General features: G+C 45.1%; 15 protein-coding genes. 7 read left to right on the top strand and 8 right to left on the bottom strand.

Going from position 1 to position 14,544, the window contains the following annotated elements:
• Positions 1 to 47: 47 nt before the first annotated feature.
• Complete coding sequence (gene rlmD / locus DXB39_RS10125) at positions 48 to 1,742, top strand: 23S rRNA (uracil(1939)-C(5))-methyltransferase RlmD (protein ID WP_117841781.1); 1,695 nt, start codon at positions 48 to 50, stop codon at positions 1,740 to 1,742.
• Between the two features lie 24 nt (positions 1,743 to 1,766).
• A complete protein-coding gene (locus DXB39_RS10120) occupies positions 1,767 to 2,000 on the top strand; it encodes a DUF6061 family protein (protein WP_055303613.1) in 234 nt (77 codons plus the stop codon).
• A gap of 157 nt (positions 2,001 to 2,157) precedes the next feature.
• On the opposite strand, the gene DXB39_RS10115 is transcribed toward DXB39_RS10120, so the two are convergent.
• From DXB39_RS10115 to DXB39_RS10085, 7 genes are all read right to left on the bottom strand, one after another.
• Entirely contained in the window at positions 2,158 to 2,484 is a 327-nt protein-coding gene (locus DXB39_RS10115) for a hypothetical protein (protein ID WP_055303614.1), read from the bottom strand.
• 38 nt (positions 2,485 to 2,522) lie between these two features.
• Positions 2,523 to 3,404: a sensor histidine kinase gene (locus tag DXB39_RS10110; RefSeq protein ID WP_055303615.1), complete on the bottom strand. Its 882-nt coding sequence runs from the start codon at positions 3,402 to 3,404 to the stop codon at positions 2,523 to 2,525.
• Positions 3,405 to 3,416: 12 nt separating this feature from the next.
• Positions 3,417 to 4,253, bottom strand: coding sequence for an ABC transporter permease subunit (locus tag DXB39_RS10105; protein ID WP_158557451.1), 837 nt, complete (start codon positions 4,251 to 4,253; stop codon positions 3,417 to 3,419).
• A complete protein-coding gene (locus DXB39_RS10100) occupies positions 4,246 to 5,160 on the bottom strand; it encodes an ABC transporter ATP-binding protein (protein ID WP_055303617.1) in 915 nt (304 codons plus the stop codon). The genes DXB39_RS10105 and DXB39_RS10100 overlap by 8 nt, the downstream gene beginning before the upstream one ends.
• Before the next feature lie 67 nt (positions 5,161 to 5,227).
• Positions 5,228 to 5,911 carry a response regulator transcription factor gene (locus DXB39_RS10095; protein ID WP_055303618.1) on the bottom strand — a complete coding sequence of 228 codons (684 nt, stop codon included), beginning with the start codon at positions 5,909 to 5,911 and terminating at the stop codon, positions 5,228 to 5,230.
• A gap of 23 nt (positions 5,912 to 5,934) precedes the next feature.
• A complete protein-coding gene (locus tag DXB39_RS10090) occupies positions 5,935 to 6,966 on the bottom strand; it encodes a hypothetical protein (protein WP_117841782.1) in 1,032 nt (343 codons plus the stop codon).
• A 125-nt stretch (positions 6,967 to 7,091) separates the two neighbouring features.
• Positions 7,092 to 8,195 (bottom strand): DUF6076 domain-containing protein, encoded by a 1,104-nt coding sequence (locus DXB39_RS10085; RefSeq protein ID WP_055303620.1) that lies wholly within the window; start codon positions 8,193 to 8,195, stop codon positions 7,092 to 7,094.
• 222 nt (positions 8,196 to 8,417) lie between these two features.
• Here DXB39_RS10085 and DXB39_RS10080 point away from each other — a divergent pair, with 222 nt between their 5' ends.
• Both DXB39_RS10080 and DXB39_RS10075 read left to right on the top strand, forming a co-directional pair.
• On the top strand, positions 8,418 to 9,038 hold the full coding sequence (locus DXB39_RS10080) for a CHC2 zinc finger domain-containing protein (protein WP_117767770.1): 621 nt from the start codon (positions 8,418 to 8,420) through the stop codon (positions 9,036 to 9,038).
• Positions 9,013 to 10,386, top strand: coding sequence for a DNA primase family protein (locus DXB39_RS10075; protein ID WP_117841783.1), 1,374 nt, complete (start codon positions 9,013 to 9,015; stop codon positions 10,384 to 10,386). Before DXB39_RS10080 ends, DXB39_RS10075 begins: the two co-directional genes overlap by 26 nt.
• A 211-nt stretch (positions 10,387 to 10,597) precedes the next feature.
• On the opposite strand, the gene DXB39_RS10070 is transcribed toward DXB39_RS10075, so the two are convergent.
• Positions 10,598 to 11,218 carry a CHC2 zinc finger domain-containing protein gene (locus DXB39_RS10070; protein WP_243006022.1) on the bottom strand — a complete coding sequence of 207 codons (621 nt, stop codon included), beginning with the start codon at positions 11,216 to 11,218 and terminating at the stop codon, positions 10,598 to 10,600.
• A gap of 222 nt (positions 11,219 to 11,440) precedes the next feature.
• Here DXB39_RS10070 and DXB39_RS10065 point away from each other — a divergent pair, with 222 nt between their 5' ends.
• The 3 genes from DXB39_RS10065 to DXB39_RS10055 are packed head-to-tail and all read left to right on the top strand — an operon-like array spanning position 11,441 to position 14,488.
• Entirely contained in the window at positions 11,441 to 12,547 is a 1,107-nt protein-coding gene (locus DXB39_RS10065; protein WP_033121508.1) for a DUF6076 domain-containing protein, read from the top strand.
• 10 nt (positions 12,548 to 12,557) lie between these two features.
• Complete coding sequence (locus tag DXB39_RS10060; RefSeq protein WP_055228676.1) at positions 12,558 to 13,265, top strand: hypothetical protein; 708 nt, start codon at positions 12,558 to 12,560, stop codon at positions 13,263 to 13,265.
• 35 nt (positions 13,266 to 13,300) lie between these two features.
• The gene (locus tag DXB39_RS10055; RefSeq protein ID WP_033121506.1) at positions 13,301 to 14,488 is read left to right on the top strand and encodes a hypothetical protein; all 1,188 of its coding nucleotides are present in this window, start codon (positions 13,301 to 13,303) and stop codon (positions 14,486 to 14,488) included.
• Positions 14,489 to 14,544 lie beyond the last annotated feature (56 nt).

The following is a 14,544-nucleotide window of genomic DNA, read 5'->3' as shown; positions in this document are numbered from 1 at the left end:
GCGGATGACATGTGTTTTTGGAAAAGAATTGTTTGTGTGAGGTAAGTATGAAAAAAGGTCAGGTATTACAGGGAACTGTTGCATATGTGGATTTCCCGAATAAGGGAGTTGTAAAAGTAGAAGAAGGAAAGCAGGTAATCGTAAAAAACGTATTACCGGGACAGGAGATTTCCTTTTCTGTAAATAAGGTAAGAAAGGGAAAAGGCGAAGGCCGCTTACTGGAAGTTTTGAAGAAAGCACCAAATGAGCTGCCGGAAGCACCATGCCCGCATTTTGGAATCTGTGGAGGCTGTACTTATCAGAATTTATCCTATGAAGATCAGCTTGTATTAAAAGGACAGCAGGTGAAGAAACTGATGGATGCGGTAGTAGACCCGGAAACCTACAGCTTTGAGGGCGTAAAAGCAAGTCCGAATGAATTCGGATTCCGTAATAAGATGGAATTTACTTTTGGGGATGAATATAAGGATGGTCCCCTTGCTCTTGGCATGCATAAGCGTGGCAGCTTTTATGATATTGTTTCGGTAACGGACTGTAAAATTGTAGATGAAGATTATCGGAAGATATTAAGCTGTGTGCAGCAGTATTTTGCAGAAAAAAAGATTTCCTATTATCATAGGATGCGGCATACCGGATATCTGCGTCATTTACTGGTGCGTAAAGCGGTAAAGACCAAAGAGATCCTGATTGACCTTGTAACGGCAGGCGCAGAGCATATTCTGGATGGCCTGACAGAAGCAGTATCTTCAGAAAAAGATTTGCTGACCGGAATGAAAGACGCGTTATGTAAACTTGATTTAGACGGCAGCATTGCAGGAATTCTTCATACGAAAAATGACAGTGTAGCAGATGTAGTAAAGGATGAAGGAACAGAGATTTTATATGGAAAAGATTATTTCTACGAAGAACTCTTAGGACTTCGTTTTAGAATCACACCATTTTCTTTCTTCCAGACCAACTCTCTTGGAGCAGAGGTGCTTTACCAGACTGCAAGGGACTATATCGGTGATACGCTGACCGAGAAGGCAGACAAGGTGGTATTCGATTTATACAGCGGAACCGGAACCATTGCACAGATGCTGGCACCAGCCGCAAAAAGGGTAGTGGGTGTGGAAATAGTAGAAGAGGCAGTGGAAGCCGCAAAGGAAAATGCGGCATTAAATGGTCTTGAAAACTGCGAATTTTTAGCCGGCGATGTCTTAAAAGTATTGGACGATATTACCGAAAAACCGGATTTTATCGTATTGGATCCTCCGCGCGATGGCATCCATCCAAAGGCATTGGAGAAGATTATCCACTATGGCGTAGACCGTATGATTTATATTTCCTGTAAGCCAACCAGTCTTGCAAGAGACTTAGAGGTTTTAACCGCCAGAGGATATCAGGTGGAGAGGATGTGCTGCGTGGACATGTTCCCATGGTCCGGAAATATTGAGACGGTTGTTTTGCTTTCCAAGGGTGAGGTCGACTCGAAAAAGATTCGGGTTGAGTTCTCTTTAGAAGATATGGATATGTCCGAATTTCAAGATGGGGCAACCTACACGCAGATCAAGGACTATGTACTGGAACATAGCGGATTAAAGGTATCAAACCTGTATATCTCACAGATTAAGCGGAAATGTGGGATTGAGGTTGGTAAGAACTACAATCTGCCGAAGTCCGAAGATTCCAGACAGCCTCTGTGTCCACCGGAAAAAGAGAAAGCAATCCGAGAAGCATTCAAATATTTTGGGATGATATAACATCCCGTAAAATGGAGGTTTCTTATGGATAGATTGATTTCTTGTAAGTTTAACATGGATACCGCTTGTGTGGAACTGAAATTCTTTGATGGTAGTATGATTGCGATTGATACGATTGCGGTTGAGAACGAGGTTGCCGACAATATGTATCAGAGGTCGGAACTGGATTATCTGATTTACAATGACCCGATTGGATATGCTGATTTGATATTGAACGGAGATTCCAAAACCTATTTGAAAAACTGTTACAGAGTATAAATCTGTGGATACGGCGATTGGAGCGATTTGCCTGGCTCACTAAACCTCTAAGCCCATAGTTATTGGCTAAGGCAGATATTCAACTTTAATTTTAGAAAACATAAATAAAGGCTATCCAATCTTTTTGACTGGGTAGCCTTTGAAAGTTTTGCTCTTTCTACTTTTTAAGAATCAATTTATGAATGACCATGCCGATTATCAAACCAAAGGATGATACTGCCAAATACCAAAGCGAATGTATCAATGCTGTCTCGTTATAGTATATAAACACAGATGGCACAAATGTAATTGCTATGATTATTGGATACAAGTACTTTACTTTCAGATTTGAAATGCTGCCAATTAGAATTGAAAGCAATAATGTTGCTAAAATAAGCAAAACTATCATTCCCATAACGTCTGTTGGTCCTGCAAATAATGGAAATACATAAAACATAAATAATTGAATTAAGAGTATTAGTATCTCCTTCAAGTATTTCTTCATAATCAAAACACCTCCGTTCATATAAACTCTTTTTTATTTCATTTTGCAAAGATTATCTTGATTTGCAGTTTGTCATTGTTGTAGATTGCTCCAATACTTCCGCCCATACGCTCAATCAGCAGCTTGGCGATGGACAATCCCAAACCGGTTGAATTGCGACTGGCTTCTACTGTATAGAAACGGTCAAACAATCTGCCGACCGTCACATAATTCAGATTGTGCGCCGTGTTGCTGAATGTAACACAGCCGTTCTTATCCATGACTACGGACAGATCGCCGTCAGAGTATTTCAGCGCATTGCTGATAATGTTGGAAAAGATACGGTTGACCGCACCTGCATCCAGTTCACGGAAAACCGGTTCCTCCGGCAATTCGATTTCCGGTTGGATGCCTTTTTCCTGCATGACCGCATAGAAAGACAGCAGACTTTCCTCCAATGCCCGGACAACATCCATACGTTCTGGTTTCAGTTCCTGAAAAGAAGTAACCACACTATATCTGAAGAGTTCTTCGGTTAGATTTTTTAAAACATCTGTTCTGTTTTGGATTTGAGAAAGATAGCAGTGTACCGTTTCGCTTTTTTCCTCTCGTTCCAATAGGTCAAGATAACCGTTTATCGCCGTAAGCGGAGTTCTCAGGTCATGGGAAATATTGGTGATAGCTTCTTTCAGTTCCAGATCGCCCTGTTGGTAACGATGGCGTTCCTTGCGGAGCAATCGAAGCTGGATATTAATCTCCGAAGCCAGTTTTCTCAGATGAGGGTCGCTGGAAGAAATATCAATCAGAGTGTTTGTGTCGGAGGAAAGACGTTCCTGGAATTCTGTATGAATTTCATCAATACTTTTTTCTATAAAAATAATCTTTGTGATTAGAAAAAATACAACAATTAGCAAAATACAACACAAAATCCAAGGGAACATCTTTCTACCTCCTTACTTTAGGTTCTTTTTCTTAAAGGAACGACTTCCTATAAGAGATGTTGAAAAAATTACAAACGCAGAGCACAATGGAAGAAAAATCAGGTGTTCCACCCCTTCTTCGCAAAGAATTACACCTTGTCCTCCAGGTGTCAGACAGATAAGAAATTCCAGCAGGATACGAAATGTTCCACCGATGAATTTGATATTTTGGGGATGCCATCGCACAGTTGGGTCTGTATCACTCCACATCCATCCATCCAATAACTCTGGTTCTGCAAAACGATCATAAAGGAGCATCCCGATTATGACCATTGCAGCTACAGCTCCCAGACAAAGAAGTGTCGCTGAGTTTTTGTTCTCCGCCAGACTTGCCAACAGACAACATACGCTGGAGAGTGCAACGACCATCAAAAGGCTTGAAAAAATATAAAATGCCATCTCTCCCAAAGAGAGGTTCAGGCTTGCCGTACCCAGTAGCGGAATACCCAGCATCCCATTAACTATCAACCAGATTAGTGCAGTACTCAGTCCAGCACATATGGTCAGGAGAAGATTGGAAAAATAAACTTCTTCACGAGTGTGTCCGCAGATTAGTTTATTGCGCAGAGTTCCATATTCATAGTCTGTTCCCCACAAATATGCGGCAAATACGGCGATAAATGGTCCCATCAGGGGTGAATATCCAAAAAAACGGGCGACCAGCTTATAGATGTATGCATTAGTCAAATTCGTCTGGAAGTAACCGTTGAGGATGATGAATGCGGAAAGCAATACAGCAATCACTAATTCTATTCGAATCATTTTTTTATTCTCTGTACGGTAAAAGGCTGCTCGAAAAAGTTTACGCATTATTATCACCTCCAACCAGAGAGATGTAATAACTCTCCAAACTTTCATCTTTTTCCTGCATAGACAGCACTTCGCAGTTTTCCTTTGCCAGTACAACGGTCAGCTGTGTCACATTGATCTTTGCGAACACATCGGCTGTTGTTGCGGAGATAATTTTATATTCCAGATTCATGGAATCCAGCACACGAGCCAGAGTAGAAGTATCGGTCACTTCCATGCGGACACACTTGCGGCAAACTGTGTCCAGTTCTTCTGCACTCAGTTCCTTCACCATGCGACCATTATCAATGATACCGTAATGAGTAGCCAGACGGGAAAGTTCATCCAGAATGTGACTGGAAATAAGAACTGTAATCTGTTTTTCTCGGTTCAACTTCAAAATCAGTTCTCGCATTTCCACAATACCCTGAGGGTCGAGACCATTTACAGGCTCATCAAGAACAAGAAAGTCGGGATCACCGGCTAATGCGATAGCGATGCCCAGACGCTGCTTCATACCGAGGGAGAAGTTCTTCGCTTTTTTCTCTCCCGTGTTGTCGAGACCTACCAGCTTCAACAATTCCTGAATACAATCAAATGATGGCAGACCAAGAATGAGATACTGGTGCTTCAGATTTTCCTCCGCAGTCATATCCATGTAGATGGACGGTGTTTCCACCACAGCACCCATGCGACGGCGGGATTTGATAATATCCTTGCTGTCATTGCGGATGCCGTACAGAGAAAAGCTACCGGAAGTCGGTTCCTGCAATCCGCAGATCAAGCGGATCAGGGTTGTCTTACCAGCGCCGTTCTTTCCCACAAAGCCATAGATGGAACCTTTGGGAACATTCATAGTAAGACCATTCAATGCCTGAAAGTTTTTATACTTTTTTGTCAGGCTGTTTGTTTGCAAAATATAGTTCATATTGTATTACCTCCTTTGCTGACCTAAGTTTACAAAACAAAAGTCAAGAAAGTGGTCAAGAAAAACGTCAAGATTTGGTCAAGATTTTTTGTTCTGCCAATTTGAAACCAATTCCCCAGACTGTTTCGATATAGTCTACACCGCTGACATCCTGCATCTTTTTACGAAGATTGCTGATGTGCTGCTTCAAAGAACGCTCGGTGCAGTCGGGTGTGTCCAGACTGATTCTGTCAAGCAGGACACTCTTTGAAATTACCTGTTTGGGATTTTCCATCAGCAGTTTTAAGATGGCATACTCCGTTCGGGTCAGCTTCACAGGCTGCTCCTGTACTGTCAGAGAAAGGGAAACCATATCCAAAACCAAATCGCCAACGGAAAGAGATTTGGTTTCGCCATGTTGTTCTGCCTTGCGGAGCTGAACAGTGATACGGGCAAGAAGCTCCTTTGTATCAAAAGGCTTGGTCATGTAATCTGCCGCACCGCCCAGCAGAAGATTTACCTTGTCTTGCACATCTACTTTTGCGCTGAGAACGATAACAGGAATGTTCTCAATGTGGGGCAGAACTTCCTCGCCAGACAATCCCGGCAACATCAGATCCAGCAGCACCAAATCGGGCTTGTTTTGTGAAAGAAGATATAACGCTTCTGTGCCGGAGTATGCACGAAGAACAGAATAGCCCTCTTGCACCAGCACTTCTCTCAGCATATCTCCAATATGAATATCATCATCTATGATTGCGATTGTTTTCATTCTCGTTCCTCGTCAATTTCCTTTTATAGTTCAAACGCTACTATCGTTTCCTTTGGCAACTTCTCGTTTTCGCAGTTTAGAAGGTAGGCTATTGCCTTGTTCGCAAAGCGGTTTGTTTTCATTGTATCCCAATCGGCAAGTCGGACTATTTCTGATGTGCCGTTCTCAAAATCAAATGAAATCTGGCCCCATTCGCCGTCGCAGTCTGCTTGGTATTCGTAGATTGCGGTGGCGATTTTCTTTTTTCGTTTGGTCTTGGATTTCTGTTTCAAGCGGACAGCATGGATTGCGCCCTCGGCAACCAACAATTCTGTCAGTTTGTCCACTGCTCTGCGGTAGGCTCGCTCCGCACCGCTGGCAGTGCTGCCCTCAAACATTACAGCCAGTTCCTCAAAGGTGGGACGGCCTTTCCATGAGCCGACATGCCCGCAGGTCATGCAGATTGCCAGCCGCTTTTCAAGCAAGGTCTGTTCCCGGTAGTTCAGCTTATCAAAAGCTCGCTGCACCTTTTCTGCCTGTATGCCGTTCCAGAGGATGTCGGAGTAGTTCCAAGTATCATCAAGAGCAACATCTTCGCCCGTTTCCTCGCCGTCCTCATCTGTCACATAGAATGGTTGCTGATTGCGGATACCTCGAACAACTCTCAGATATTCTTCCGCAAGGGCAAAGTCACAGTTATACTTTTTGGAAAACTCGCTGACCGCACCCTTGGCAGGATCATAGTCCATCAGCTTTTGGAGCATTTGTTCCCTGCAGGAGAGCTTTATATCTATAAAACGGTCTGTATCGTACAGATCGCCGCCATCCACACCCCAAAAGCCTTTGATGCGCTTATTGAGCTGTGGCTCATAATGGTGGAGGAAGAACGAGAAATATATCAAATTCTTTTCCCGCAAGGCAGACAGGATATATTCATTCAGACTGCCCACCGCTGGCGGCTCCGGTTCCAGTTGGAAGATGCGCTCTGCCATATAGGGAATGATACCATCACCGTGCGGATTGACAGCGTATTTTGGTATGTATCCGGTCATATTCCATGTAAAATCACTTAGCATAGCGCACCTCCTTTCAACGTCCAATTTCAAATTTATTTCTTTTTCTTACTCGCAAAAATTGCAATTATACAGAAAACCAAGAAAAACAAAAATCCTATTTTCATTGACTGTTCCTCCTAACAAATTCAAATGCACTTTTGGGCTTCTTTCTTCAAAGCAACCTGTTCCATTTCTTTCTCATAAGTTCCCTTGGCATAAGCGACATTACTTTTTGCCCGGAGCATCTTATCTTTCGCCAGTTTCTTCATAACCTCTGCTAAATCCTCATCCAGTTTGCCACGCTTGATATAGCGGTTTATGGTATTCAGCCGCTTTTCGTATATCTGGATAACAGGATGATCGTCTGCAAGCTCCCGTTGTTCTCTGCCTTTCAGATTGCCGATCTGTCGGCAGGTGCGGTGTAGCTTGTCCCCCGGCGCATAGCCGCCGCAGTATTTGGTGTGCCTTGCGTTGGTTGTCAGAAACCATTTGCCGCAAATTTTACATTTCTTCGGTGCATGACCGACACACAAGCCCTCAAAGAGATCAGACCGGAACATCCCCACAAAGGATACATAATGGATTCGCTTGACGAGCTTTGCAACTTTTTCGCCGGGACGGATGACCGATACATACTGAACGGAATTGTTCAGGGTAGACATCCAGGCATTGCCCTCCGTGATAGAGAACTCCGGCGGGAAATAGCTGCCGAACATTCTGGCGAAGCCCTCTGCGGTACGGTCTGCTTCATTTCCGTCTGATTTTTCCGCAAAATCAAGCATTGCGGTTTGGTATTCCCCAAGGGAGTATGCCAGATGCCCGAATACAGCAGTATATCGTTGGAGCATCATTGCATCGGCATAGTTCGGGATTTCTTCAAACTGCAAGGAATTAGTTGCGGCTTTTATGGCAAACTCCATATATTTCAGCGCATTGTCCGCAGTAAAGACTTTTTCAATCCGTTCTCTATGTTTTGGAATATTCATATTGGAGAACGGCGGCGTTTCGCTGAGAATATCCACCATTGTCAGCACAGCTTCCTTTGCCATAGGAAAGAGTGCGGAAGCATCCTGTCCGGCGTTTAACATTCCAAGCAGTAGATTGATTTTCTCGCATTGCTCGTTCATTCTTGCGAGGGTATCCGCAGGAACATTCAGCGCATCACAGGCAAGAGTACCGATAGGAAATATTTTGCCCTCATATATGACCGTATCCTGCCAAAAATCCAATGTCATCAGTTCTTGATTCATGCTTGCCCTCCTGTCCTGTTTTTTCACTTTTCTAATTATACCATGCAAATGTGAAGAAATCTACATCATCAGATAAGTTGTCCTGTTTTTTGAAATGAGGTTGTCCTGCTTTTAGCCTGCTTTTTTTCAAATCCGTCATAACCATAGTAGAAAGGGCGAAGCACCTGCCAATCACGGCGGGTGCTTCGTGCTTTCCAGACTATTATGAACGGAGGTTTTTCTATGACAATCTATGAAAACATCAAGGCGGCGATCAGCGTGAAGCAAGCTGCCGAGCACTATGGGCTGAAAGTCAACCGCAGCGGTATGACTTGCTGCCCATTCCACAATGACCGGCATCCGAGCTTGAAGCTGAATGAAGATTATTTCTTCTGCTTCGGTTGCGGAGCCAAGGGAGACGTGATCGACCTTGTGGCAAAGCTGTTCAATCTGAGTAACCATGAAGCAGTGCAAAAGCTGGCTGCGGACTTTGGGCTTGACCCGAAACCGCCCACTGCCGCAGCTATGGTCAAGCCAAAGCGTCCCTATATCCGTCAGTTCCGGGAGGATGAAATGCTGTGTTTCCGGGTGCTGACGGATTATCTGCATCTGTTGGAGGATTGGAAAGTGCGCTATGCACCAAAGACACCGGACGAGCCTTATGATGACCGTTTTGTGGAAGCCTGCCAGATGCACTGCCATATCGAATATATGGCAGATGTGCTGACCGTGGGCGAATTGGAACAGCGTGTAGCTGTTGTGGACAAACTGATGAAGGACGGGTATATCGACTTTCTGAAAGAGTACACTGCACGAAAGAAAAAGGAGGTGGCACACCATGGCGAAGAACCGGAAAACGCCTGATATGAATTTGCCTGTCTGGTTTGATGGGCAGAATATCAATGAAGCTCTGTTTTGTGAAGAATTTCTGCAAGAGAGCAGAATCATCTTTGCAAACAGGGCTTTCTTTACGCCCAATGGACGGGTAACGGATGATATTGTCCTGCGGGGCGAGGTCTACGAAAAGCTGAAAAGCTACACCATCAGCAGCGTACCGCAGAAGATCAAAAACATCATGGAATTGCTGAAACTGGAAGCCATGGTTGAGGATCTTCCTCCCCAGCCTGACCGCATCCATGTTGCCAACGGAACGCTCATGCTGGATGGAAGATTTATCGAGGGGAAAAAGGAAATCGTACAGAGCCGCTTGCCTGTTTCCTACAATCCAAACGCTGCTGCACCTGCTCTGTGGCTGAACTTTTTGGACGGTTTGCTCTATGAAGAAGATATTCCCACCTTGCAGGAGTTTATCGGCTACTGCCTGATTCCCTCCAACAAGGGGCAGCGCATGATGGTGATTAAGGGCAACGGCGGCGAGGGCAAATCTCAAATCGGTGCAGTGCTGTCCACCATATTCGGCACGAATATGAAAGACGGCAGTATCGGTAAAATTTCCGAAAACCGCTTCGCCCGTGCCGATCTGGAACACATCCTGCTGTGCGTGGATGATGATATGCGGATGGAAGCTCTGCGCCAGACCAACTATGTAAAATCCATTGTAACCGCACAGGGCAAGATGGATTTGGAACGCAAAGGTAAACAGAGCTATCAGGGCTGGATGTTCGCCCGGTTGATGGCATTCAGCAATGGCGATCTGCAAGCCCTGTATGACCGTAGCGATGGTTTTTACCGTAGACAGCTTGTGCTGACTACCAAGGAAAAGCCCGTGGACAGAGCCGACGATCCCAATCTTGCAGAGAAGATGAAAGCCGAAGCCGAGGGGATTTTCCTCTGGGCATTTGAAGGCTTGCAGCGGCTTGTTGCCAACAACTTTAAGTTTACGGAGAGCGACCGCATCCGTGAAAACCGGGAAGCGGTCAAGCGTGACAATAACAACATTTTTGACTTCATGGATTCCGAGGGATATATCCGGCGCAAGGCGGATGCGTCCATCAGTTCCAAGGACTTTTACGCTATCTATCGCCTGTGGTGTGAGGAAAACTCCCTTGCCCCTCTGAAATCCCGCAGCTTCAGCGATGCCATGGTTGCCAATGCAAAGAAATTTAATTTGGAGCATTGCAACAACATCACCAACTCAGCCGGACGGCGGGTATGGGGATTTATGGGTGTGGAAGCTGTGGCACGACCTAATATAAACGGGTTTTACGACGTTTCGCCATGTACGTACGTACCGGAGGAATGGCAGGACTGATTCCTGTCTTTCGTTTTCTGTATGTATGTACACAGCGTTTTACCTGTTTTCCTTTTTTATAGGAATAATCAGCTGTCAGAACTGACCTGTTTTCGGGCATTGAAAATCAATGGTAATGGAAACAGCAAAGTTCTTGACCGCAGGACGAAACCATTTCACCAAATCGTGCTTCTCCAAACCATGCACCCAGTTTACGAAACAATGGGTGTTTTCACTGTTTCAGACAAAATCCCACGGAACAGCAAAGTGGGATATATGCCTGTATGGACAGAGTATCGCACTCACAAAATGAAAGCGATTTTGGAGAAAGCAGATTTTTCACTGTTCGGTGCATCTGCTCCGCTTTGGGGAGTAGCCTTTGCACCGAATTGTAAATCAAAAGCATCTGGCAGGCTTCCACAAAACGGTCATCCAGAGCATCTTCCGGTGTCTTGGGTGCGTATCGTATTTTCCAATCTTCCAGCAGATGCAGATAATCCGTCAGCACCCGGAAACACAGCATTTCATTCTCCCGGAACTGACGGATATAGGGACGCTTTGGCTTGACCATAGCTGCGGCAGTGGGCGGTTTCGGGTCAAGCCCGAAGTCCGCAGCCAGCTTTTGCGCTGCTTCATAACTGCTCAGATCGAACAGTCTTGCCACAAGGTCGATTACATCCCCCTTGGCTCCGCAGCCGAAGCAGAAGAAATAATCCTCGTTCAGCTTCAAGCTCGGATGCCTGTCGTTGTGGAACGGGCAGCAAGCCATACCATTGCGGTTGACATTCAGCCCGTAGTGTTTTGCGGCTTGCTTTACGCTGATTGCCGCCTTGATGATTTCATAGATTGTCATAGAAAAACCTCCGTTCATAGTATTTAGAAAGCACGAAACACCCGCCGTGATTGGCAGGGGTTTGGCTCCTTCTACTATGGTTATGCCGGATTTTTCAAAAAACAGGCTAATCGGAGGACAACCCCGTTTCAAAAAACAGGACAACTTATGGATAGATGTAGATTTCTTTACATTAGCATGATAGAATTAAGAAAATGAAAAAACAGGACAGGAGGGGCAAGCATGAACCAAGAACTGATGACATTGGATTTTTGGCAGGATACGGTCATATATGAGGGAAAAACACTTCCTGTCGGCGCTCTTGCCTGTGATGCGCTGAATGTCCCTGCGGATACCATCGCAAAGATGAACGAGCAATGCGAGAAAATCAATCTGCTGCTTGGAATATTAAACGCCGGACAGGATGCTTCTGCACTCTGTCCTATTGCAACGGAAGCTGCTCTGACGATGCTTGATATTCTCAGTCAAACACCGCCGTTCTCCTATATGAATATCTCAAAGCACAGAGAACGGATTGAAAAAGTCTTTACTGTGGACAATGCGCTGAAATATGTGGAGTTTGCCATAAAAGCCGCAACCAATTCTTTGCAATTTGAAGAAATCCAGAACTTTGCCGATGCGATGATGCTCCAACGCTATACCGCAGTTTTCGGGCATCTGGCATACTCCCTTGGGGAATACCAAACGGCCATGCTTGATTTTGCAGAAAAATCAGACGGCAATGAAGCAGAACGCACCGCAGAGGGTTTTGCAAAAATGTTCGGCGACTATTTTCCGCCGGAGTTCTCTATCACGGAGGGCAATGCCTGGATGTCTACTTTGAATAATTCCGTTCAGTATATATCGGTCATCCGTCCCGGCGAAAAAGTTGCGAAGCTGGTCAAGCGGATGCACTATGTATCCTTTGTAGGGATGTTCCGGTCTGATCTTTTTGAGGGCTTATGTGTTGGTCATGCCCCGAAAAAATGCAAAATCTGCGGCAAGTGGTTCCTCACCACCAACGCAAGGCACACCAAATACTGCGGCGGCTATGCACCGGGGGACAAGCTGCACCGCACTTGCCGACAGATCGGCAACCTGAAAGGCAGAGAACAACGGGAGCTTGCGGACGATCATCCGGTGAAACAGATTTATGAGAAACGGCTGAACACCATAAACCGCTATGTGAAGCGTGGTACTCTGGACGCTGATCTTGCAGAGGTTATGAAAAAGCTGGCAAAGGATAAAATGCTTCGAGCGCTGAGCAATGTCGCCTATGCCAAAGGTGATTACGAAAAAGAGATGGGACAGGCTGCTTTGAAGAAAGAAGCAAAATTACGGACGAAATGAGGAATATGTAATGGCACAGAAATATGATTTAACTGATATTGGGAATGCGCTTAGCCGGGTTATGGACAATCCTATGACCAAAATAATCCGTTCTGGCTCTATTGGTGTGTTGGGCGTAGTAAACCCAGTTGCGGGAATTGTAGGCGGAATAGGAAATGATCTTCTATCTGAATACAATACCTTCAAACTCGGCCATCTACTGAACGGTCTTGCATCTGGCTTTAATCTCGAAAGAAGATTGAACGAGCTTTACAACTATGTAAACTCCAGCCCGGAAAAGGCTATTATCGTAGCCAATCTGTTCAAACAAACCGTAAATGCAGAATGCCCAAAGGTTTGCGTTATTTATGGTCTAATTCTTGCAAACCATTTAGAAACACTTACAGAATTCACGCACGAAGAATTGATTGTCTGTAAAGCTTTGGAAAACGCTACGGATTATGATCTGAAGAATTTCAAAGAAATAATGGAGAACTATCTTAAGCCAACATCAAATGGAAGAAGAATTGTATTTCCAAAAGACTTTGCAGATATTGCTGCTTTCACCACCACATGCGATTGGTGTGTATATAATAGAATCTTTGTTTCTCGCACAGCAGAGTGGGGTGAAATGGAAGAAGGCATTTTGGATATGAGCACGTACTATTACGAGGCAAATCCTGCATCTGTTCTTCTGGATAATATAAATGCTGCAAGACAAACTTGGAATTATGGTTAATTATTCCCGCTGATTACTTAGAAGGGAGGTGCGCTATGCTAAATGATTTTTCGTGGAACATGACCGGATACATACCGAAGCACCAAGTTAATCCACACGGTGACGGCATCATCCCCTATGTGGCAGAGCGCATCTTCCAACTGGAACCGGAACCGCCAGCGGTGGACAGTCTGAATGAATATATCCTGTCTGCTTTGCGGGAAAAGAATTTGCTATATTTTTCGTTCTTTCTGCACCACTACGAAACGCAGCTCAACAAGCGCATCAAAGGCTTTCTCAGTGTGGACGGCGGCAATCTGTACGACACAGACCGATTTATCGATATAAAGATCTCCTGCCGGGAGCAAATGCTCCAAAAGCTGATGGACTATGATCCTGCCAAGGGTGCGGAGTATGCTACATACATCTATCCGTTCATCTGGGATTCTATGCTCCGTTTCCGCATGGGCGAAGAAAAATGGTCGGTATCCTCTCTGACCAATTACAAAATGGTGCGATCAATGGCGTGGCTGTACCATAACACCAAAGATGCGGTCAACCAGTTTTCCAAGAAGTATAACTGCGACCTTGCTCTTGCGGAAGAATATCTGAAAGTTGTCCGTGGAATCCGCAACCAGCAGCCGTTCTATATAACGGACGAGGACGGCGAGGAAACAGGCGAGGATATAGCCCTTGACGATAGCTGGAACTATACCGATATCCTCTGGAACGGCATACAAGCAGAAAAGGTACAGCGGGCATTTGAGAAGCTGAATTACCGGGAACAGACCTTGCTCGAAAAACGGTTAGCAATCTGTATGACCTGCGGGCGAGTTGGCTCATGGAAGAACCGCCCCACTTTTGAAGAATTGGCGATTATGTTTGAGGGCAGCACAGCCAGCGGTGCAGAGCGAGCCTACCGGAAAGCGGTGGACAAACTGACAGAACTGCTGGTTGCCGAAGGTGCGCTCCATGCTGTCCGGCTGAAACAGAAAACCAAAACCAAGCGCAAAAAGAAAATCGCCGCCGCAATCTACGAATATCAAGCAGACTGCGACGGCGAATGGGGCGAAATTTCAGTTGATTTTGAGAACGGCACAGCAGAGATTATCCGACTTGCTGATTGGGATACAATTAAAACGAACTGGTTTGCCAAGGAGGCGATCCGGTATATTTTATCATTGTCGCCTGATGCTCTTACAAAATATATGCTCGTCCCCCTTGAGCCGCCACTTATATCTTGAATCCTTACAACCACTGTAAGTGGTATTTGCTGTGTTCCCATGCTATCATTTTATTA

The sequence above is a fragment of the Roseburia sp. OM03-7AC genome (assembly GCF_003462625.1).
Lineage (GTDB): Bacteria > Bacillota > Clostridia > Lachnospirales > Lachnospiraceae > Roseburia_C > Roseburia_C amylophila.
The sequence above is the reverse complement of the archived record's forward strand: the minus strand, read 5'-3'. Positions and strand labels throughout refer to the sequence as shown.

Excerpts from the sequence above, each read along its gene's own strand:
- rlmD (WP_117841781.1), top strand. The coding sequence starts at position 48 with ATGAAAAAAGGTCAGGTATTACAGGGAACTGTTGCATATGTGGATTTC.
- DXB39_RS10120 (WP_055303613.1), top strand. The coding sequence starts at position 1,767 with ATGGATAGATTGATTTCTTGTAAGTTTAACATGGATACCGCTTGTGTG.
- DXB39_RS10115 (WP_055303614.1), bottom strand. The coding sequence starts at position 2,484 with ATGAAGAAATACTTGAAGGAGATACTAATACTCTTAATTCAATTATTT.
- DXB39_RS10110 (WP_055303615.1), bottom strand. The coding sequence starts at position 3,404 with ATGTTCCCTTGGATTTTGTGTTGTATTTTGCTAATTGTTGTATTTTTT.
- DXB39_RS10105 (WP_158557451.1), bottom strand. The coding sequence starts at position 4,253 with ATGCGTAAACTTTTTCGAGCAGCCTTTTACCGTACAGAGAATAAAAAA.
- DXB39_RS10100 (WP_055303617.1), bottom strand. The coding sequence starts at position 5,160 with ATGAACTATATTTTGCAAACAAACAGCCTGACAAAAAAGTATAAAAAC.
- DXB39_RS10095 (WP_055303618.1), bottom strand. The coding sequence starts at position 5,911 with ATGAAAACAATCGCAATCATAGATGATGATATTCATATTGGAGATATG.
- DXB39_RS10090 (WP_117841782.1), bottom strand. The coding sequence starts at position 6,966 with ATGCTAAGTGATTTTACATGGAATATGACCGGATACATACCAAAATAC.
- DXB39_RS10085 (WP_055303620.1), bottom strand. The coding sequence starts at position 8,195 with ATGAATCAAGAACTGATGACATTGGATTTTTGGCAGGATACGGTCATA.
- DXB39_RS10080 (WP_117767770.1), top strand. The coding sequence starts at position 8,418 with ATGACAATCTATGAAAACATCAAGGCGGCGATCAGCGTGAAGCAAGCT.
- DXB39_RS10075 (WP_117841783.1), top strand. The coding sequence starts at position 9,013 with ATGGCGAAGAACCGGAAAACGCCTGATATGAATTTGCCTGTCTGGTTT.
- DXB39_RS10070 (WP_243006022.1), bottom strand. The coding sequence starts at position 11,218 with ATGACAATCTATGAAATCATCAAGGCGGCAATCAGCGTAAAGCAAGCC.
- DXB39_RS10065 (WP_033121508.1), top strand. The coding sequence starts at position 11,441 with ATGAACCAAGAACTGATGACATTGGATTTTTGGCAGGATACGGTCATA.
- DXB39_RS10060 (WP_055228676.1), top strand. The coding sequence starts at position 12,558 with ATGGCACAGAAATATGATTTAACTGATATTGGGAATGCGCTTAGCCGG.
- DXB39_RS10055 (WP_033121506.1), top strand. The coding sequence starts at position 13,301 with ATGCTAAATGATTTTTCGTGGAACATGACCGGATACATACCGAAGCAC.